General features: G+C 66.0%; 28 protein-coding genes. 16 read left to right on the forward strand and 12 right to left on the reverse strand.

Features of this window, described 5'->3' with window-relative positions; genetic code table 11:
- The first annotated feature begins 32 nt into the window (after positions 1–32).
- The 12 genes from AC1DWT_RS14260 (at position 33) to AC1DWT_RS14315 (ending at position 6,324) form a co-directional block, all read left to right on the forward strand.
- On the forward strand, positions 33–242 hold the full coding sequence (locus tag AC1DWT_RS14260; protein ID WP_095864108.1) for a hypothetical protein: 210 nt from the start codon (positions 33–35) through the stop codon (positions 240–242).
- 148 nt (positions 243–390) lie between these two features.
- A complete protein-coding gene (locus AC1DWT_RS14265) occupies positions 391–720 on the forward strand; it encodes a hypothetical protein (RefSeq protein ID WP_083395884.1) in 330 nt (109 codons plus the stop codon).
- Positions 721–986: 266 nt separating this feature from the next.
- Positions 987–1,700, forward strand: coding sequence for a hypothetical protein (locus tag AC1DWT_RS14270; RefSeq protein WP_095864107.1), 714 nt, complete (start codon positions 987–989; stop codon positions 1,698–1,700).
- A gap of 5 nt (positions 1,701–1,705) precedes the next feature.
- Positions 1,706–2,863: an SRPBCC family protein gene (locus AC1DWT_RS14275; protein ID WP_206012342.1), complete on the forward strand. Its 1,158-nt coding sequence runs from the start codon at positions 1,706–1,708 to the stop codon at positions 2,861–2,863.
- Entirely contained in the window at positions 2,860–3,276 is a 417-nt protein-coding gene (gvpJ, locus tag AC1DWT_RS14280; protein WP_072943470.1) for a gas vesicle protein GvpJ, read from the forward strand. The genes AC1DWT_RS14275 and gvpJ overlap by 4 nt, the downstream gene beginning before the upstream one ends.
- The gene (locus tag AC1DWT_RS14285) at positions 3,276–4,064 is read left to right on the forward strand and encodes a GvpL/GvpF family gas vesicle protein (protein ID WP_477921045.1); all 789 of its coding nucleotides are present in this window, start codon (positions 3,276–3,278) and stop codon (positions 4,062–4,064) included. The genes gvpJ and AC1DWT_RS14285 overlap by 1 nt, the downstream gene beginning before the upstream one ends.
- Before the next feature lie 3 nt (positions 4,065–4,067).
- Positions 4,068–4,319: a gas vesicle protein GvpG gene (locus AC1DWT_RS14290; protein WP_072943467.1), complete on the forward strand. Its 252-nt coding sequence runs from the start codon at positions 4,068–4,070 to the stop codon at positions 4,317–4,319.
- A 6-nt stretch (positions 4,320–4,325) separates the two neighbouring features.
- Positions 4,326–4,616: a gas vesicle protein GvpO gene (locus AC1DWT_RS14295; RefSeq protein WP_072943466.1), complete on the forward strand. Its 291-nt coding sequence runs from the start codon at positions 4,326–4,328 to the stop codon at positions 4,614–4,616.
- Positions 4,613–5,020, forward strand: coding sequence for a gas vesicle protein (locus AC1DWT_RS14300; RefSeq protein ID WP_095864106.1), 408 nt, complete (start codon positions 4,613–4,615; stop codon positions 5,018–5,020). Before AC1DWT_RS14295 ends, AC1DWT_RS14300 begins: the two co-directional genes overlap by 4 nt.
- Positions 5,007–5,786, forward strand: a complete 780-nt coding sequence (locus AC1DWT_RS14305; RefSeq protein ID WP_095864105.1) for a GvpL/GvpF family gas vesicle protein — start codon at positions 5,007–5,009, stop codon at positions 5,784–5,786. The genes AC1DWT_RS14300 and AC1DWT_RS14305 overlap by 14 nt, the downstream gene beginning before the upstream one ends.
- A gap of 3 nt (positions 5,787–5,789) precedes the next feature.
- The gene (locus tag AC1DWT_RS14310) at positions 5,790–5,999 is read left to right on the forward strand and encodes a gas vesicle protein (RefSeq protein ID WP_072943463.1); all 210 of its coding nucleotides are present in this window, start codon (positions 5,790–5,792) and stop codon (positions 5,997–5,999) included.
- Entirely contained in the window at positions 5,992–6,324 is a 333-nt protein-coding gene (locus AC1DWT_RS14315; RefSeq protein WP_072943462.1) for a gas vesicle protein K, read from the forward strand. Before AC1DWT_RS14310 ends, AC1DWT_RS14315 begins: the two co-directional genes overlap by 8 nt.
- A gap of 26 nt (positions 6,325–6,350) precedes the next feature.
- On the opposite strand, the gene AC1DWT_RS14320 is transcribed toward AC1DWT_RS14315, so the two are convergent.
- From AC1DWT_RS14320 to AC1DWT_RS14330, 3 genes are all read right to left on the reverse strand, one after another.
- Positions 6,351–6,545: a CsbD family protein gene (locus AC1DWT_RS14320; RefSeq protein ID WP_072943461.1), complete on the reverse strand. Its 195-nt coding sequence runs from the start codon at positions 6,543–6,545 to the stop codon at positions 6,351–6,353.
- Positions 6,546–6,635: 90 nt separating this feature from the next.
- A complete protein-coding gene (locus AC1DWT_RS14325) occupies positions 6,636–7,694 on the reverse strand; it encodes an S-adenosylmethionine:tRNA ribosyltransferase-isomerase (protein WP_206012343.1) in 1,059 nt (352 codons plus the stop codon).
- Positions 7,691–8,398: an SDR family NAD(P)-dependent oxidoreductase gene (locus AC1DWT_RS14330; RefSeq protein WP_072943459.1), complete on the reverse strand. Its 708-nt coding sequence runs from the start codon at positions 8,396–8,398 to the stop codon at positions 7,691–7,693. The genes AC1DWT_RS14325 and AC1DWT_RS14330 overlap by 4 nt, the downstream gene beginning before the upstream one ends.
- Positions 8,399–8,638: 240 nt before the next feature.
- Here AC1DWT_RS14330 and AC1DWT_RS14335 point away from each other — a divergent pair, with 240 nt between their 5' ends.
- Positions 8,639–8,959: a hypothetical protein gene (locus tag AC1DWT_RS14335; protein ID WP_072943458.1), complete on the forward strand. Its 321-nt coding sequence runs from the start codon at positions 8,639–8,641 to the stop codon at positions 8,957–8,959.
- 20 nt (positions 8,960–8,979) lie between these two features.
- Here AC1DWT_RS14335 and AC1DWT_RS14340 read toward each other — a convergent pair whose 3' ends face one another.
- The 4 genes from AC1DWT_RS14340 to AC1DWT_RS14355 all read right to left on the reverse strand — a co-directional run bounded on the left by AC1DWT_RS14340 (position 8,980) and on the right by AC1DWT_RS14355 (position 12,633).
- Entirely contained in the window at positions 8,980–9,639 is a 660-nt protein-coding gene (locus AC1DWT_RS14340; protein WP_241031216.1) for a class I SAM-dependent methyltransferase, read from the reverse strand.
- Positions 9,640–9,843: 204 nt separating this feature from the next.
- Positions 9,844–10,845 carry a nitrilase-related carbon-nitrogen hydrolase gene (locus AC1DWT_RS14345; protein WP_083395883.1) on the reverse strand — a complete coding sequence of 334 codons (1,002 nt, stop codon included), beginning with the start codon at positions 10,843–10,845 and terminating at the stop codon, positions 9,844–9,846.
- 13 nt (positions 10,846–10,858) lie between these two features.
- Positions 10,859–12,412: a sodium:solute symporter family protein gene (locus tag AC1DWT_RS14350; protein WP_167372228.1), complete on the reverse strand. Its 1,554-nt coding sequence runs from the start codon at positions 12,410–12,412 to the stop codon at positions 10,859–10,861.
- Entirely contained in the window at positions 12,409–12,633 is a 225-nt protein-coding gene (locus AC1DWT_RS14355; RefSeq protein WP_143051476.1) for a hypothetical protein, read from the reverse strand. Before AC1DWT_RS14355 ends, AC1DWT_RS14350 begins: the two co-directional genes overlap by 4 nt.
- Before the next feature lie 145 nt (positions 12,634–12,778).
- On the opposite strand from AC1DWT_RS14355, the gene AC1DWT_RS14360 reads away from it, so the two are divergent.
- On the forward strand, positions 12,779–13,762 hold the full coding sequence (locus AC1DWT_RS14360) for a LacI family DNA-binding transcriptional regulator (protein WP_477921051.1): 984 nt from the start codon (positions 12,779–12,781) through the stop codon (positions 13,760–13,762).
- Positions 13,763–13,805: 43 nt separating this feature from the next.
- Here the strand turns inward: AC1DWT_RS14360 and AC1DWT_RS14365 are convergent, their stop codons facing one another.
- Together AC1DWT_RS14365 and AC1DWT_RS14370 are read right to left on the reverse strand one after the other, a co-directional pair.
- Positions 13,806–14,327, reverse strand: a complete 522-nt coding sequence (locus tag AC1DWT_RS14365; protein ID WP_206012345.1) for a hypothetical protein — start codon at positions 14,325–14,327, stop codon at positions 13,806–13,808.
- Positions 14,324–14,911 carry a hypothetical protein gene (locus AC1DWT_RS14370; RefSeq protein WP_206012346.1) on the reverse strand — a complete coding sequence of 196 codons (588 nt, stop codon included), beginning with the start codon at positions 14,909–14,911 and terminating at the stop codon, positions 14,324–14,326. The genes AC1DWT_RS14365 and AC1DWT_RS14370 overlap by 4 nt, the downstream gene beginning before the upstream one ends.
- A 128-nt stretch (positions 14,912–15,039) precedes the next feature.
- Between AC1DWT_RS14370 and AC1DWT_RS14375 the strand changes: the two genes are divergently transcribed.
- Positions 15,040–16,074 (forward strand): Gfo/Idh/MocA family oxidoreductase, encoded by a 1,035-nt coding sequence (locus AC1DWT_RS14375; RefSeq protein WP_072943449.1) that lies wholly within the window; start codon positions 15,040–15,042, stop codon positions 16,072–16,074.
- Between the two features lie 40 nt (positions 16,075–16,114).
- Here AC1DWT_RS14375 and AC1DWT_RS14380 read toward each other — a convergent pair whose 3' ends face one another.
- Positions 16,115–16,534, reverse strand: a complete 420-nt coding sequence (locus tag AC1DWT_RS14380) for a hypothetical protein (protein ID WP_206016309.1) — start codon at positions 16,532–16,534, stop codon at positions 16,115–16,117.
- A gap of 76 nt (positions 16,535–16,610) precedes the next feature.
- Positions 16,611–17,420: an alpha/beta fold hydrolase gene (locus tag AC1DWT_RS14385; RefSeq protein WP_241031217.1), complete on the reverse strand. Its 810-nt coding sequence runs from the start codon at positions 17,418–17,420 to the stop codon at positions 16,611–16,613.
- Between the two features lie 310 nt (positions 17,421–17,730).
- Between AC1DWT_RS14385 and AC1DWT_RS14390 the strand changes: the two genes are divergently transcribed.
- Positions 17,731–18,015, forward strand: a complete 285-nt coding sequence (locus AC1DWT_RS14390; protein WP_241031218.1) for a hypothetical protein — start codon at positions 17,731–17,733, stop codon at positions 18,013–18,015.
- Here the strand turns inward: AC1DWT_RS14390 and AC1DWT_RS14395 are convergent.
- Positions 18,006–18,482, reverse strand: a complete 477-nt coding sequence (locus tag AC1DWT_RS14395) for a DUF6194 family protein (protein ID WP_477921055.1) — start codon at positions 18,480–18,482, stop codon at positions 18,006–18,008. The two genes, AC1DWT_RS14390 and AC1DWT_RS14395, sit on opposite strands and share 10 nt — an antisense overlap.
- Positions 18,483–18,522 lie beyond the last annotated feature (40 nt).

Here is an 18,522-nt window from a genome sequence, read left to right on the forward strand (position 1 = left end):
CGGTTTCAAGAATTTCCCCGAGGGTAATTGGGGTGTATGGGCGCACGAGAGAGGACGACGACACGGTCGACGGCGCTCGCCGACGCTCCCCCGGGTCGACTGCCGCGGAGGCAGCCACTCCCGCCCAGGCGGCCGGCAAGCTCGACATCAGCGTCGGCCGGATCGCGGCACGGCCTTCCCCGGCGGACCGAGACGGCGGCCCGGCCGACGCGTACGGATGCCGGCACCGAATCCGCGACTAAGCCGACGGGGAAGCGTCCCCGGGACACAGGGTTCCCCGCACCGGCCCACACCCGATCCTCCGGCGCCGGCCGCTCGCGCCTGCCCGATCCGGTTCCGCAGGACTTCGGGGACGTCACCGAGTGGCTGAAGGACCAGGTTCGCCACCTCGTGGACGCACTGCGGGACCGCGGCGAGATGGAGGCGCAGAATCTTCGGCAGAAATTCAAGAAATGGTTGGCGTCGCTCGTCCACGAGGTGATACACAGCAACGCCGGGGTCGGCGCCGGACTCGAAGGCATTCGCGCCGCCTTGACGGGTAAGAATCCGGTGTGGGCCGCGATCAAGGCGCTGGTATCCGGCTTGAGCGGAAAGGCCAAGTTCGGCCTTGTTCTCCTTCTGATCGTCGCGCTGCTGCTCGGACCCGTATTACTCGTGGTTCTTCTGCTGGTGCTCCTTGTCGCAGTGATCGTCGCTGCGGTACGAGCCGCCGCCCAGTGACATTTTCCCGCTGTCACAGGGAACGCGTTGCAACTCAACGACTCTCGAAATACGACAACGACGCGTCGATATCGCCACCGCCCGTGTAAATACGCAGAAAGCGTGCTCCGCGGCACGCCGGCCGAACCGACTTTTCTGCCGCTGGTTGAGCGTCGTGCGGCTGGGGTAGTCGGGAGACGGCGCCCCCTTACCGCGCACGGTATTGCGACACATTGCCGAAGTTGGCGAGAGGTGCGCCGGCGACTACTCGGTAAAGGGGTTCGACGATGAAAACCAAAGGTCAGGTGGCGTTGGCCGTCGGCGCGGGGTACATGCTGGGCCGAACACACAGGATGAAAATGGCACTGATGCTGGCGGCTGCGGGTGCGACCGGACGCTTCCCCGGCGGGCCACGCGACTTGTTGGAACGCGGCACGAAGGTGCTCGCGAACTCCCCCGAGTTCGCCAAGATCAGCGATTCGGTTCGACAAGAGCTAGTCAGCGCGGCGAAGGCCGCGGCGGTCACCGCAGCAAGTCAGCGCATCAACCAGCTCAACAACCGGATTCTGTCGGGCGGCGGCGAAGCCGTCAGCGACGTGGGCGACACAGTCGACGACACTGTGGGTGGTGTCGGTAACTCGGTCGGCAAACTCAGCAGTCTCGGAAAACTCGGCCGCAAGCGACGCGGTCGGTCCAAGGACGAGGAGTACGACGAATCCGAAGTCGACGAAGAGCCGGACGAACAGTACGCCGACGAGGACGAGGACTACGAGGAGCCCGAACCCGACGAGGAGGAAGCCGCCGACGAGGAGGCACCCGCTCCACGCAAGCGACCCGCCGCACGTCGACGCGCGTCCAGCACCAACGGCAACTCCCGGCCGTCGAGCAGGTCGCGCAGCGCGAAATCCGACGAGGACGACGAGGAAGCCCCGACCCGCGGCCGCCGGACACGGGCCAAAGCGACGACTGATTCCGCGCCCGTCCGGCGCGGCGGACGGTGAGCACGATGACGAACGCCGCGAACAAACTGCGAGAAGCCGCACCGGGAGACGGGGGCGGATCGTCGGGTGTGCTGCAGGAGGCACTGCAGAAGCTGGTCGGCACGGTGACGGAGAAGGCGCTCACATCGGTCTCCGACAAGGTGCAGAACGCGTCCGGCAGGCTCACCGATTACGCCGAGGGCGGCGGAGGCGGGCTGCTCGCCGCCGTGACCGGTTCCGAGAAGCTGGCCGAGGGTGAATCACCGATCAAGTCGGCGGTGAGCGGTGGCTGGCAGGGCGCCAAGCAAATGGTCAAGGACACCGCCTCTGACGTCAAGGAGGCCGTCACCGGTGGTGGCGGCAGCAAGGGCAAGAAGCTCAAGTTGACCAACATCGTCGAAACGCTCGATGTCGGGGTCCCGGTCCAGCTCGCCTACAACCAGTGGACCCAGTTCGCCGACTTCCCCTCCTTCATGAAGAAGGTCGAGCGGGTGGAGCAGGAATCGGACGAAAAGCTCGAGTGGAAGGCGCAGGTGTTCCTGTCGCACCGCACGTGGGAAGCGTCGATCATCGAGCAGGTTCCCGATGAGCGGATCGTGTGGCACTCGAAGGGTGCCAAGGGTTATGTCGACGGCGCGGTGACGTTCCACGAGGTGACTCCCGATCTCACCCGCATCGTCCTCATCCTCGAGTATCACCCGAAGGGTCTGTTCGAGAAGACGGGCAACATCTGGCGGGCCCAGGGACGACGAGCGCGACTGGAGTTGAAGCACTTTGGACGCCACGTCATGACGCAGTCCGTTCTCCATCCCGACGAGGTGGTGGGCTGGCGCGGGGAGATCCGGGACGGCGAGGTGGTCGAGCCCGACGAGGAAGAGACGCAGCCGGACGAGTCGGACGAGCTCGACGAAACCGACGAAGCCGAAGGCGAGGAGAGCGAAGACGAGGAGCCCGAGCAGGACGAGTCGGAGCAGGACGAGTCGGAGCAGGAAGAGCCCGAGGAAACCGACGAAGACGAGTCCGAGGAGGAAGAGGAAGAGGAAACACCCCCGCGGGCACGTCGAGGTCGCCCACGCAAGACCGCTGCGGCCGCCGAGGACAAGGCAGCCCCGAAGAGGCGGGGCCGCCCGCGTAAGACTGCCGCCAAGAAATCCGCCGGCTCGCGTCAAGGAGCGCGGCAATGACGGCAATACAACCGGCGGGAGGCGGCGGAGGTGGTGGAGTCAGCGGCGGCCCCAGCTCCAGTAGCCTCGCCGACGTCATCGACACCATCCTCGACAAGGGCCTGGTTATCGATGCCTACGTGCGGGTGTCACTGGTCGGTATCGAACTGCTGACCATCGACGCGCGCGTCGTCGTCGCCAGTGTCGACACCTATCTGCGGTTCGCGGAGGCCGTGAACCGGCTCGAGATCGGCAGTGGCGAGCCGAAGGGTCTGACGGACCTGGTCGGCGACGTCACCGAGGGTGGCGCCAAATCGAAAACCAAGGGTGCGCTCGAGGCCGCGGGTGACAAACTCGGCGACATCCTCGGCGGCGGGCAGGAAGAACCCGAGCGCGAGCGGGTTTCGCGCAAGTCCAGTCGAGGGGACAAGTGATGTCTACGTCAGAAAAGTCCAACGACGCACCCGAGGAGCCGCGGACCAGCGGTGTCTACGTGTACGGCATAGTGCCCGCGGATGTGGAAGCCGAAGAGGACGCGGTCGGCGTGTGTGACGGACCGGTCAGCATCGTCAAGCACGGCGACATCGCGGCGCTCGTCAGCGAGATCTCGGTGGACAGGCCGCTCGGCAAGCCCGAGGACCTTCGAACCCATGCGCACGTGCTGGACGGTACCTCGCGTGTGGCACCGGTGCTCCCGCTTCGTTTCGGGGCGGTCATGACCGATGAGGACGCCGTCGAGAAGGAACTGCTCGAAGCACACGCCGACGAGTTCGCGGCAGCGTTGAAGGAACTCGAGGGTCGAGCGCAGTACGTCGTGAAGGGGCGGTACGTCGAGGAAGCGATCCTCCGGGAAATAATCGAGGAAAACCAACAAGCGGGCGAACTGGTCGACGCGATCCGAAATCAGCCCGAGGAGACCACCCGCGACGCCCGGATGGCGCTGGGCGAGATCGTCAGCAACGGCATCGAGGCCAAGCGGGACGAAGACACGCGCACGGTGGTCGAGGCGCTCGAGTCGCTGTCCGATTCGGTCAACGTGCGGGAACCGACTCACGAGGAGGAGRCCGCGCAGGTGGCCGTGCTCGTCGAGGTCGCCCGGCAGGACGAACTCGAGAAGGCAGTCGGAGACCTGGCCGAACGGTGGGACGGCCGCGTCGAGATGCGCCTGCTCGGACCCCTCGCCGCCTACGACTTCGTGGTGACGCAGAAGCCGGAGGGCTGACCGATGGGCCTGCTGTCGTTCATCGCCACGCTGCCGCTCGCCCCCGTTCGTGGGGTGATCTCGCTTGCCGAGCTGATTCAGCGGCAGGTCGAGGAGGAACTCCACAACCCCGCGAGTGCGCGGCGCGCGCTCGAGGAGTTGGAGGACGCACGCGCGGCGGGCGAGATCTCCGCCGAGGAGGAAGAGCAGGCCCAGCAGGCCATCCTCGACCGCATGACCGGAACGACACGGCCCAGCAGTACGGAGAGGGAGTGATCGGCGATGGCAGAAGAGGAGCCACCTCCGTTGCCGGCACCCGAGATCGCGGAGATCGCAACGCGTGACATTGCGCAATTGACCGGCAAGAAACCCCTGGGTGCCACATCGGTCATGCCGACCGACGACGGCTGGACGGTCGAGGTGGAAGTAGTCGAGGATCGGCGGATCCCGTCGTCGACGGACATGCTCGCGTTGTACGAGGTGGTCGTCGATCTGGATGGAGAACTGTTGTCCTACCGCAGAACCCGCCGCTACATCCGCGGTGTCGGTGACAGCGGGAGCACGCAGTCATGACGATCGCCGGCGGCGGTACGAGCAACCTTCCACAGAGTTCGGGCGGCGGATTCGGCGGCGGGCATCAGTCGACGAATCTCGGCGAGATCCTCGAGCGGGTGCTCGACAAGGGGCTCGTGATCGCCGGAGACATCCAGGTCAACCTGCTCGACATCGAACTGTTGACCATCAAGGTGCGGTTGGTCATCGCCTCGCTGGAGACGGCAAGGGAGGTCGGGATCAACTGGTGGGAGAACGACCCCTGGCTGACCGGCAAGAGCAGCGACCTCGAACTCGAGAATCGAAAGCTCAAGGAGCGGATTGCCGCACTCGAGTCCGACAGGTCGGTCCGCCCTGCCGTCGAGGCCGCCGACACGGTCGAGGTGGAGGCGAGGCGTCAGGAGCGCGACGATGACCGCGGATGACGGTGTCTGGCTCTACAGCATCACGACGGACGGCGTCGGCGATGCGCAACTCGCCGGGGTCACCGGCGTGGCAGGCGAGCCGGTCCGGGCGGTGACGTCGTCGGGTCTGGTCGCGGTGGTGGGGACGGTGAGCCTCGGCGAATTCGGGCAGGAGCCTCTGCAACGCAAACTCGAGGACCTCGACTGGCTCGCCGCAACCGCGAGAGCCCACGACGCCGTGGTGGCGGCCGTGTTGCGCAACGGCCCCACCGTTCCGTTGCGATTGGCGACCCTCTATCTCGACGACGAGCGCGTCCGCCGCCTCCTCACGGAACGACAGGAGGAGTTCGGTGCGACGCTGCGCCGGGTGACCGGTAGGAGCGAATGGGGCGTCAAAGGATACGGCGACGCCAAGACGCTGTCGCAGGACGTGAAGGAGGAGCCGCCCCCGACGGGTGCGGCCGGAAAGGGAACCGCGTATCTACTGCGACGCCGTGCGGAATTGAGCGCGCAGCAGGACGTCGAACGCAAAGCGGCCGGCCACGCGGGAGAAATTCACACCGCGCTCCTGGACCGGGCCGTCGACGGGGTACGCCGGCAAGTCACCGACCCGGTGCTGACCGGCAAGCGGGCCTGGATGATCTTCAACGGCACCTACCTCGTCGACAATGATCGCGTCGAGGGTTTCGCTGCACTCGTCACGGCACTCGACACCCAACGTCCGGGCATCACATTGGAATTGACCGGACCGTGGCCGCCGTATTCGTTCGCCGGGATCGACGGGTGAGCCATGAGTGAGATGGTCCCCGCGGACGACACTCGACGCATCGCGCTCGTCGATCTACTCGACCGGGTGCTGGGCGGCGGTGTCGTCATCACCGGTGAGATCACGCTGTCGCTCGCCGACGTCGACATGGTCCGCATCTCCCTGCGCACGCTCATCGCGTCGGTGAGCGCACTTGTCCCAGATCCGGCCGAGCAGGATTCCACCGATGGCTGAGCCCGAGCCTGTCGATTCGGATGTCCCGAGCGACATCGGTCGCCGGGTATTGCCGCAGCGGATCGACGCGGATCCCGAATCGGTCGAGAAGGGCCTGGTCACCCTCGTGCTGACGATCGTCGAGCTACTGCGGCAGTTGATGGAACGGCAGGCGCTGCGCCGAGTCGAGCACGGCGATCTCAGCGACGACCAGATCGAACGCATCGGGACGACGCTCATGCTGCTCGAGGAGCGCATGGCGGAGCTGCGTGATCATTTCGATCTCACACCCGAGGACCTGAACATCGATCTCGGACCGCTGGGGCCGCTGCTGTCGAACGAATAGGCCGGACCCTGAAAGCGTCGTCGATATCAATGTTTGAGGGCGTTCTTGATCTTCTTTCCGGCGTCCTTGACCTTGTCTCCCATCTGCTTGGCGTTGCCCCTGGCCTGTTCTTTGCTCCCCTCTGCTTCGAGGTGGGCGTTGCCGGTGGCCTTGCCGACCGCCTTCTTGGCGGCGCCCTCGGCGGTTTCGACCTTGTGCCGGATCTTCTTTCCCATGTTCATGACGCTGTCCTGTCCTCTGCGGTCCCTCCCGATTGCCCTGCGCCACCGGTTTCAATCACGCCCCGTGCGGCGTCGCATCCGATCGTGCGATCACCGCCGCAGCAACAGCGCGCTGTCCCCAAACTCGTGCCACAGGTATCCGCGCGCGAGTGCCTCGTCGTAGGCGCGTCGGACGGCCGCCGCGCCCACCACCGATTCGAGCAGCATCAGGTGGGAAGCCCCGGGCGCGTGCCAACCCGTGATCAGCCCGTCCACCACGCGGGCCGGCCGCCCCGCGCTCAGCACCAGGTTCGTCCAGCCCCCGCCCGCCACCGTCAGCCCGTCCGGCGTTGCCCGGGTCTCGAGAGCCCTGGTCACCGTGGTGCCGACCGCGATCACGCGCCCGCCCGCCGCGCGACGATCATTGATCAGCCGCGCCGTGTGCTCCGGCACCTCGTACCGCTCGGGGATCGGCGGCTCCCCGCGCTCGGGCGAGGACACACCCGTGTGCAACAGGATCGGCGCTGTCACCACCCCCGAGGTCGCGAGATCGGTGACGATCGGATGCGTGAACGGCCGCGCGGCGCTGGCCATCTCGGCGCTCCCACCGGTCCGGCCGAAGATCGTCTGGTAGTAGGACAGGGGCCATCGCTCGTGGACGTACGCGTACGTGATCGGACGGCCCGCGGTGGCGAGCAGTTCCGCGGCTACGTCCGTGACGCCGTCGACCGAGGCCCGCCACAGCCGGGTCGAACCACGGGGCCAGGGCTCCTGGAGTGTCGCAACGGCGCCGCGCGACAGCCTGATCCGCGTTCCCTCCGTGACCGAGTCGAGGGCTCCGGATACCGGGCCCGGCGCTCGCACCTCGACCGCCCAGTCGCCACCCTCGAGTTCGGTGGAGAAGTGCACGACCACCGGTCCTACCGTGTCGACGGTGCCGTCCATTGCCGCGGCCAACGTCGCCGACGCGTTCACCACCACCACGTCGCCCGGCCGGAGAAAGCGGGGCAGGTCGTGAAATGTGCTGTGCACCAAGTTGCCCCGGTCGGACACGAGCAGCTTCACCGAGTCCCGCAGCAGGCCCCGCTCCTCCGGCGGGCCGCTCGCCTCCAACCGCTGCGGCAGGACGAACCGGAATTCGGTCACGGAGTCGCTGCCCGACCGGGTCACGACGACACTCCGGTGTTCGCGGCCGCGACGTCGGATGCACGGTACCGGCCGCTGGGCGGTCTCGTGTCGAGCAGCCTCAGCAGGGCCGGGACCACGGTCTCCGGCTCGGGCCGATCCGAGATGTCCTCGCCGGGGAACGCCGCCTGGTGCATCGCGGTGCGCATGTCGCCGGGATCGAACGCGTAGATCGCGAGATCCGGCTCCTCGACCGCCAGTACCGCGGTCGCGTGGTCGAGCGCCGCCTTCGCCGCACCGTAGCCGCCCCAGCCCGCATAGGCCTCGACCGCGGCGTCCGACGAAATGTTGATCACGGTGCCGTCCGCGGCCTTTATCTGCCCGATCAGCGCGCCGATCAGCGCGAGCGGGGCCAGTACGTTCGTCGTGAAGACCTGGGCCAGTGCGTCCTCCGGGTACCGGGTCAGTGCGGGCATGGGGCTGGGGCCGAGCGCGCTGGCGTTGTTGAGGAGCAGGTCCAGTCGCCCCTGCGCCTCGATCACCTCGGCGATACGCTCGCGATGCCGCGGATCCGTCACATCACCGGGGACGGCGGTGATGGTGCTCCCCCGCGAGGCGACCCGATCGAGCGGTTCGACCCGCCTTCCGGTGACGATCACCTCCCAGCCGCGCTCCGCGAGCGCGAGTGCGCTCGCCCGTCCCAATCCTGCCGATCCCCCAGTGATCAGCGCCGTTCTGGTGCCGTTCATCGCGGACTCCTTGCCTCCAGTGACATCTGGCACCATCTTGAAACCTGAAGTCCACTTCATGTCAAGGGCCGCTGTCCTGCGGGGCCGGTCCGGGCGGGGCGCCCGCACCGAGGGGTGGGATTCCGAGGTCGATCGGACGATAATGAGTCCCTACCGTGAGACGAATGCGCCACGTGCCACGACCCGCGCTGAAGCCTGCGAGCCGAACCGGGGCGCCAACAGAATCGAGAGTGACTTCGCATGAACACAGTCGCAGTGCGCTCGGCGATCGCAGCGGCCGCTGCATTCGCCGCCTTCGCCGCACCCGGTATCGCGGCCGCAGCACCGAACCTGCACGGGGATCCGACGACTCCCGGCACCCAGGTTCAGGTGGAGAGCGAGCCGGGCGACTCGAACAGCTACACCTGTGGGGCAGTCGGCGTCGCGGGAGCCGGAGTCGGCTCGAATTCCTCCGGTAGCGCCGGTTCGGTCAACGGCGCCTATTTCGGACCCGGCCCCGTCCAGGGCGGCTGCGTCGGTAGCGACGGGTCGGTCTACTTCCCGACCGGCAACGCCGAGTAACAGCGCGCCGCACGCGATATCTAGATCCGCGTGACGGTCGCGAGCCAGGCCGGTGCGCCGTCGTCGTGGAATCGCGTGTGAATCCGGTCCGGTTGGATGGCTGTGATGGTCCATCCGGCGCCGGGGTTGAACGCTGCTCTCAACTCCTCCCGGCTGACGGGGTGCGGGCCGGCATCGGGTCCGTCATCACTGAAGCACAGCACATACAGGATCCCGTCGGGTTCGGTCACCGAGGCCAGACTCGCCACGTAGCCCGGCCACTCGCCGGCGTCGAAGGTGTGGAACAGTCCGCAGTCCAGCACTGTCGCGAACCGGCGTCCCAGCGTCTCCAGCCGGAGTGCGTCGGCCGCGGCGAACTCTATCTCGATCCGACGATCCTCGGCCTTTGCCCTAGCGATCGCCAGCGCCGTCTCTGCCACATCCACGCCCACAACCGACAGTCCCAGCACGGCGAGGTGAAGTGCGTTTTCGCCGGTTCCGCAGCCCGCGTCGAGGACCGCTCCGGCGAATCCGCCCTCGGATGCCACCCGCACGATCGCCGGCTGGGGCCCGTCGATATCCCAGGGCGCACGGCCCTCGTGGTACGACGCATCCCAGGGCAGCCCCGACATCCGCTCGTGGCTGGTCGGTTCCCGACCGCCGAACGGATCGTCGGCTGGAGGTCCTGATCGCTCCGACACCACCGCCCCCTTCCTGCACCCGATCGCGCCAACCCATCGTGACACGGCAATGCGTGACACTCGGCCGGTTCCTCGTACACGCGATCCGCTCATTCGCCAYCGTCGCACGCCGTCACATTCCTCACAAGGTCACGGCCCGCACCCGGAGGTTCGGGTGCGGGCCGTGCACGAAGGGATGAACGAACCGCACCTTCGGCGTCTGGGTCAGAACGTTCCTACCGATACGGTCCGACGACCCCCTTGATGCTGATCTGAACTCGAGTTGTTCGGTGAAGGGTGAGATCCAGCCGTCAGGTCTGCGTAAGCATTTGGGCGGCGGTCGCGGAACAGGCCCCAACTCGCTCGCTGAGTGCGCAGCTGCTCCAAATCGTATTCGTGAAGGATGACGCCCTCGCCGTCGCCGCTGAGTTCCTCGACGACTTCTCCCCGTTGATTTGTCATGAAGGATTGTCCGAAGAAGTCGATGTGCGTGGAACCCTGGCTTTCGCAGCCAACCCGATTTGCGGCCACTACGGGCATCATGTTCGCGGCAGCGTGTCCGCGTTGCACGTTCTGCCAATGGGCGTGTCGCAGAGCAGTGTCCTGCAGGTCTCCCGGTTCCGTGGCGTGTTCACCGTGACCGTCATCGGCGATGGGACTCGATCCGATTGCCGTGGGGAAGAGCAGGATCTCTGCGCCCTGCAACGCCATGATCCGTGCCGATTCGACGAACCACTGATCCCAGCAGATGCCGACGCCGATGGTGGCGTAACGCGTGCGCCACACCGACAAGCCGGTGTCGCCGGGATTGAAGTAGAACTTCTCGTGATATCCGGGACCTTCCGGTATGTGAGTTTTCCGGTACGTTCCGAGCTTCCTGCCGTCGGCGTCGATGATGGTGACGCTGTTGAAGTACTTCTGGCCGTCACGTTCGAATGTGCTCACAGGGAGGACGATCTGCAGTTCATGGGCGAGGTGACGGCACAGTTCGACGGCCGGATTCTCGTCGATGGGCACAGCGAGGGCGAAGTACTCGTCGCCGAGGGTCTGGCAGAAGTACGGCGTTTCGAACAGCTCAGGGAGGGCTACGATCTGAGCACCCGAGTCGGCTGCGTGGCGCACGAGCCGTTCGGCCGTCTCGAGGTTCGTGTGCGGGTCCCAGGTGCAGGCGAACTGGGTGGCCGCCACGGTCACCGACCGTGGGTTCGTTGCGAGGGTGTGTCTCATTGGGCGTTGCCTTCTACTGGTGGGTGTACTGGCTGGTGGTGTCGGAATCGGATTCGGTGTCGGGGCTCGACCGGCTTTCGGGGTCCGGATCGGCCTTCGATTCGCTCAATCGGTCGAACAGCTGGCCGACTCGGTTGCGTTCGGTATCGTTCATCGGCGCCGAGTAAGTCACCGCCACATAGACGGCAGCGTTGACGGCCAAGGCTGCGACGCCGGAGGTCAGGCCCCCGAGCCATGGGATCGACACCGGGTAGAGCCACTGCAGCACGGCTGCCGTAGCGAAGCCACTCGACATCGCGGAGACTGCCGCGGCTGCAGTGCCTTTCCTCCAGAAGATGCCCAGGAACAGGGTCGGGGCGAGTTGGCAGATGCCCTGGTATGAGATGAGAGCGAGGGTGATCAGTCCGGAGGAGATACCGACGGTGGCGGAAGCGCCGAGGGCCGCCAACAGCGTCAGCACCCCCACCGCGATGCGTCCGATCCTTGGATCGGTGACCCGAACCCCCTTGGCGACACCGATGATATCGTTCGCGGTCTGAGTGCCGAGCGCCTGGAGGTTGGCGCCGACATTGCCCATGGTGGCCGCGACCACGCAAATGCCGGCGACGGTGATCAAGCCGATGCCGCCGACACCGGCGGCGATGAACCATACATCGTCGGGTGCCTCCGCGACACCGGGGACGCTGGACGCTGCGATCGCCATCAGGGTCAGTGCCGCCCCGAAGATCAGCAGGACCGGCGCCGCCTGTACCGCCGAACGTTTGATCGTCGCGGCGCTTCTCGCAGTGAAGAGTCGAACAAAGATGTCCGGCCAACACCACCCTCCGAGCGCACCGGTCAGTATCAGCGACGAAAGGTACAAAGGCCCCAAGGCGCTCCCCGGACCCGGCAACTCGAAGTGGGTCGGGTCGACGTCACCGAATCCGTGGCCGTTACTGACCAGCCAGGTGAGCAGGCCGAGAATGACGAGGGTGCCGACGAAGTAGGCGACGATTCCCTGCACCATGTCGCTGATGATCACACCGCGCATCCCGAATCGGATTGTCCAGATCTGTCGCAGCCCGATCACCATGATCCCGATCAGAACGGCGGTCGCTCCGCCGATTCGCCCGAACGACAGGTACTGGAACACCAGTGCCAGCGACTGCATCCCCAGAACGATCCACGGGAAGGATGCAGCGATGCCGATCAGCGCTGCGACCACCCGCACGGCTCGTGAGTTGTAGCGGGCGCCGAGGAGATCCGCCTGAGTTCGCAGGTCGTACCGCTTACCCCAATCGTGCACGGGTTTGGCGAGGAAGAACATCAGCACGACGGCGAGCAGCGAATAGATCAGTGAGTAGAAGCCGATGACCCCCGCGCCCGCCGCGAGACCTGCAAACGAGATGAACATCGTTCCGGGCAGCCAGGTGTTGAGGAACGCCATCGTTCCGAAGAACGATCCGAACGAGCGTCCTGCCGTCGCGTATTCGCTGAACGTCGCGTCTTTCCGCTTGGTCAGCTCCAACGCGGCAACGACGATCAGGAAGAAGACGGCGACGCTGCCATATCCGACGAGCATGTTCATCGACGATCACCGGGGTCCGAGTCGAGGGCGAACATTACGAGCAGGCTCAGGGTGATGGACACACCGGCTGCGAGGAAGTACCCCATCGACAGCAAGGCGGTGCCGTTGCCGGCAAGCCAATGCAGCGGCGGCGCCAAGCCGACGGCCAAATCGAGCATCAGCAGCCCCGCGATGACAGGGGAACGCCACCTACTCGCGGGCGAGCGGGTCGAATGTGTCATGTGCAAACTCCGAGGTAGAGCCGCCGAAGGCGGATGCCGGAACGTTCCGGCACGCATTAATYGTGCTCGTACCCATGTCACATGTCAAGAGGTGTTACCGAGGTTTCCCGAATCGCTGGGTCGGTAGGATCGGGGCATGCCCACAGTGACGATCGTCGATCTGGCTCGCGAACTCGGCCTGTCGAAGACGACGGTGTCCGATGCATTGGTCGGATCCGGGCGGGTGTCGGAGGCGACTCGCCAGCGGGTGATGACGGCCGCGCAATCGATGGGGTACGTGTCGAATCGGGCAGCCCGGTCTTTGCGTCGGCGAAGCACCGGGGCTTTCGGGTTGTATATCCCGTCCGAGGTTCGAGGATTGTCCTTCTACATGCATTTCGCTTTCGGGGCGGCGGACGCGGCGGCGGCGGTGGGGCGAGATCTCACACTGCACACGCGAACGTCCGAACATTTTCAGGTCGACGGCGCGGTCGTCATCGATGCCCTGGACGAGGATCCGGTGGTCGAGAGAATGCTCAGCGCATCGATCCCGATAGTCTTTGCCGGGCGAAGCGGCCCACTGCCCACGGAGCCGCAGGGAACGATCGAGATCGACCATGCCGCGGTCGTCGATTTCGTTCTTGGGCAACTCGAGTCAACGGGAACGCGGCGTCCAGGATATATCGGCTTGGAGTCGTTCCACGGCCCCAGGTGGGCGGCGGACTCGGCGCGCAGCTTTGAACAGTGGTGCCTGCGAGAGCGCCTCGAGCCGCTTGTGTTCAGTCTGCCAGCCGACCCGAGCGAGGCCGAGTTGTTCGCCGTTCTCGAGAGGTTGGTCGGCGAATGTGAAGTCGACGCAATTGTTTTCGGACCTCAAGGATTGGCAGCTCGCGCCGTGCCGATGCTGCACGCGCTGGGGAAGGCGCCCGACGCCGACAGCGAGAACGGTTTTCGGGTGGCATCCCTTGCAGGTGACCCGGTCAGCGAGTTGGGAAGTTCGCAGATATTCGCAGTGGATCTTGCTCCTCGCAGTTTCGGCCGAGAGGCCATGGAGCTCCTCGTCGAGCTGTCCACCTCACTGCCGGCCGCGCCGCTACACCGATATCATTCGGCGAACCTGTCACGCACGTCTCCCTCGTCTGTGCAGTAATGGAATCAGGCCCTCCCCACTTACTTGCCCTCGAACTCCTCGCTCAGAGCTCGAGCAATCGCTGGAAGAACTCGCGATAGCGCTTCAGCGCAAGACGAAGGTCCTCCGTCGAGCCCTCTTCACCTCGGGCCCACTGCTCCTCGAGCCGCGAACGCGCCTCCGAGAACCCGGTCGTGATCCGGTCGACGACGTCCGACACGAGACCGTCCGCCTTCTGCACGCACTCTCGGGGATCGTCGACGAAACCCGCCTGAACCTCGTCCCAGCGCAAGCGAAGAACCGAAAGTTCGTCCTCGGCGAACAGTGTCTGCCCGACCGGCGTGTCGGCGTCCTGTGCGGACGGTCGAGCCTCCTCGGCCGACGCGGGTCGGGCCTCGCCCGCCGAGTCCGGGAGCTCCGTCGGCCGCTGGGCACCCTCGGCCGGCGCGGCGGCAACCTCGGGGGCAGATTCGGTTGTTCCGGTGGGTGATCCGGTTCCCTCGACCGCCGAGGCGGGGTTCTCGGTGGACGTTTCACTGCGCCCGGCCGGGCTGGTGCCCTCGGGTTGCCGGTCTGGGGTTGTCATGCGCGCGTCTCCTTCGACTCGTCCTTGTTCGGCTCGTCTTTGCTCTCATCCGTCTCGAGCAACTTCTCGAAAAGTTCGCGGTAGTGCACGAACGCCTCCCGCTGTTGCTCTGTACCGATGTCGCCCTGCTCTTGCGCGAGATAGATCCCGTGCGCCGCGCGGTAGTTCTCGACGACCTTCGGGTGGTCTACCGAAATGTCGGCCGCGCGCTGATCGAAGTCGTCGATCGGGTAACCACGTTCGCGCATGACGTGTATCACGAGCCGGTCCGCAGCGGCGACCGCGCTCGACGGGTTGTCGACGAACTCGATCTGAACCGTCCGCCAGGAATCGGTGTACTTCGCGCGCGCCTCGGGTGGCAGCGGGACGATGTCGAGCTTCTCCCGCTTTCGTTCGCGGGCGGCGAGCTCCTTCTCGGCGGCGCCTTGGTCGCCCGCCTCACCGACCGTCCGCTCGTATTCGGGGCCGAACCGCCCTTTCAGCCGTTCCGTCCTCTTGCGACTGCTGATCGAGCGGGACGCGATGATCGCCAGCACCGCGATCACGACGAGCACCGCGATCAAGATCCATCCCCAAACAGGCATTTCCTCAAACCTCCTCGTCCCTCGACCGTGTACCCCGATGGCTCATTCGAAAACGGCGCCACCACTGCGGACCCTTGCGTCCGCGCACACCGGTGGATTGTTCGAATGTCTTAACATAGACTCATGGCATGACCGTAAAGATTGGAATTGCCGGGTACGGCCTGGGTGGCCGGTATTTCCACGCGCCGTTCATCGAGGCGGCGGAGGGAATCACACTGGGCGGCATCGTGACCCGCTCCCCCGACCGCGTCGCCCAGGCTACCGCCGACTTCCCCGGAGTGCCGGTGTTCCCGAGCCTGGGCGAGCTCATCGATTCCGGCGTCGATGCCGTCACCATCACCACCCCACCGCAGACGCGACGCGAACTCGTGCTCGAGGCGGTCGGGCGGGGTGTGCACGTGGTCGCGGACAAGCCGTTCGCACCGGATGTCGCGACGGCCTCCGAGTTGATCGCCGCCGGCGACGAAGCCGGGGTGCTGCTCAGCGTTTTTCACAACCGTCGCTACGACGCCGATATCCGCACGCTGAAGTCGGTGTTGCCGCGGCTCGGCGACATCTGGCGTGTCGAGTCGCATTTCGACCTGGACGGTGCCGACACCCTCGAAGCGGGCCCGACCGGTGGGCTGTTGCGGGACATCGGCGCACACGTCGTCGACCAGATGCTGTGGTTGCTCGGTCCGGCCGAGCGGGTGGACGCACATCTCGATTACGTCGACCGGCCGGAGGGACGCACCGACGCCGGCTTCGTCGTCAACATCACCCACCGCAGCGGCGTCTATTCGACCGTCTCGTCGACCAAGGTCAACCATCTCGAGGGACGGCGGCTGCGCGCGTTCGGCAGTGCCGGCAGCTATGTGGCGGACGGCACGGACGTTCAGGCGCAGGCGCTGTTCGCGGGGAGTCGGCCCGTCGACGATCCGACCGGGTGGGGTCTCGAACGACCGGAACGGTGGGGTGTCCTTCACACGGCGCGAGGACCGGAAACGATCCCGTCGCAGCGGGGTGCGTATCAGGACTATTACACCGAGTTCGCGGCGGCAGTGGCCGGCGCCGGCCCGCAGCCGGTTCCGGCGCGCACCGCACTCGGCACCATCGCGGTGCTGGCGGCGGCACGTGAGGCCGCCGAGACCGGCCGCACGGTCGCCGTGCCGCCCGTCGACTGACGGGCGACTACTGCCGCTGCACCGCCGCGGTGCACCATGCTCACGGGGCGAGGCACTCCTCCACGAAAACCAACTGCCGCAGTACGTACGCACGTGCCCCATGGTGCAGTTCGATCGAGTGCCCCGCTCGGGTCCACCGAGTCTTGCCGCCGGAGGTGCCGCCTCCGGCGCGACCGCCCGCGACGACGGCGTCGAATCCGTGTTGCCGGAGGATGACGTGACCGGCCGCCATATCGAGCAGCGCCCGCTCGTGCAGCAGCGTCAGATCGTTGCCCGTGGTGCGAGCGCCCTGCGTCCACACTACGCATCCGCAAGCGAGGAACTCGGAAACGAGCACGTGAGCGATGCGCGAGTCTTCTAGGCCTGCAACGGAGCTGCACCAGACGGCGTGACGGCATCCGGTGGCTCGCCGGTCGATGACGATGTCCTGATCGGCGGTGATGCGGAATTTGGGGCCCACCGTGTCGACTGTGATTGCCGGGTCCTGTATTGCGACGTCGGTGAGCCGACGTTCTCCGGAACTCGAGGACCTCGGCTCAGCATGCCGAGGAGAGGAATTCGGCGACAGCCGTGTTGACCGGATCCGGTCGCTCCATGTTCGTTGCGTGTCCCGCACGCGGGACAACGATCGACGCCCCCTTCGGCGACAGTGCCGCGGCCGCCTCCGCGTGTGCCGACGGCCAGAATTCGCTCTCGGAACCGGCGACGAAAAGCACCGGAAGATCACTCGAGCGGATTGCCGGACGCCAATCGCGTTTCGCGTGGTCGTTCAACAAGGCGAGTTCCGGTTGCGACAGTTTCCAGTCGACGCGGCCCATCGCGGCGATGAAACGGACCAGCCGCATCCCGCGCTTCCAGATCGGGGTGCCGTGGCCGGTCGAGGGAATTCCGTCCTCGAAGAACGTGTCCACCCCGTCCCCGTCGTAACCGTAGAACCCGTATTCCCAGTCCGGTGTGTTGAGCATCCTCGGTGTCTGGTCGACCACGACCGCGGCGCGAAGCCGCCCCGTGCCGTACGTGTCGACATACGACCAGATCGTGTTCCCGCCCATCGAGCCCCCGATCATCGCCGCATCCCGGAGGTCGAGTTCGTCGAGGAGCGCGTGCACGTGGTCGGCCCGTGTCTGCATCGTCGTTCCGTGCGGCATGGCCGGAGCAGTCCCGTGGCCCGGCAGATCCACGGCGACGACGCGGTGGCCGGCCCGGATCAGCGACGGGATCTGATAGCGCCACGAGGTGGCGGGCGCTTTGAACCCTGCCAGCAAGATCACGTTCGACGAGGACCGGCCGCCGTCACCGTGCACGGTGTAGTCGATTCGAGCTTCGCCGGATTCGATGGATGGCACCTTTTCTCCCGTCGCCCTCCTGCCAGGTGGCACGGTGTCCGCCTGCGTCACTGCGACGGTAGTACAGCGCGAGGGAGCAATCCATGGAGAACTTCTCCATGGCACAAGCATTCCTGTGTGGAGTTCAGCCCGGCTTTGTGGGAGGGCCACGTTGGCGGAATTCGTCGACCACCGGGTGTAACGTTTCGGGCCCTCACGGACACCATTCGTGTAGCTGTGGACGTCGGGTCCACGCATTCGGACAGGACACTTGAAAATGCACACCTCACTTCCCCACGAGGCTTCGCACGCGTCGAATCGTTCGGGCGCAGTGAACACTCCCCGTCGAGTCCCGCTGCGGAACCGGCTCGTCACGGTCGTTGCCACCGCCGCACTCGCGGTCATCCCTGTCGGGGCGGCCACCGCCGTCGCGGCGGCGACCGAACTCCCCGCAACGACGGTCTCCGCGCCGACCATTCCCGGCGACCGCGGCGACAACGGTGACGGCCCCCGCCATGATCGGCAACGCGATCAACGGCAAGAGCGCAGGGACCAGGGCATGACGCTCGACGAACTCCTCGTCGGCTGGAACAGCAGCCAGATTCATCAGATGTGACGACGCACGGCATCCGGTTTTCGCTCGTACCGCGATCGGGCGACGGCGTATGCCGTGCGCAGTAACTCGCGGGTGAGTTGACTGGTGCGTGTGCCGGGATTCACGACGGCCAGCCAGGAGCCGTAGACGGGATGGGCGATGACCGTGTCGGGCGCGCCGGYGTCGACGTCGGCGGACCCTTGTTCTCGAGGTGCGTGACCGAGCGCCACGATGAACGCCTCCCTCCCGGCGTGGATATTTACTCGGAATGCCCCCGCACGGTCGAGCCGCGAATCTTCGTCACTCGGATAGTTCTTCGTGACGATCGTGGCGAACGGCTGGGTCGTCGTCGGTACGACCCCATCCGGTGAGTAGTAGAAGAAGGTGTCGCCCCAGCTGATCTCCGGCGAGCCGTCCCCCGGGACCGGCCTGAGGGTGAGGACGTCGTCGAGTCCTTCCACGAAGTCGATGATGTCGTCTATCGTCATGGTTCCAGCGTTTCATTGAGGTCCTTGTGGAGACTCTGTA

It is taken from the genome of Rhodococcus sp. P4_B6, assembly GCF_056402215.1.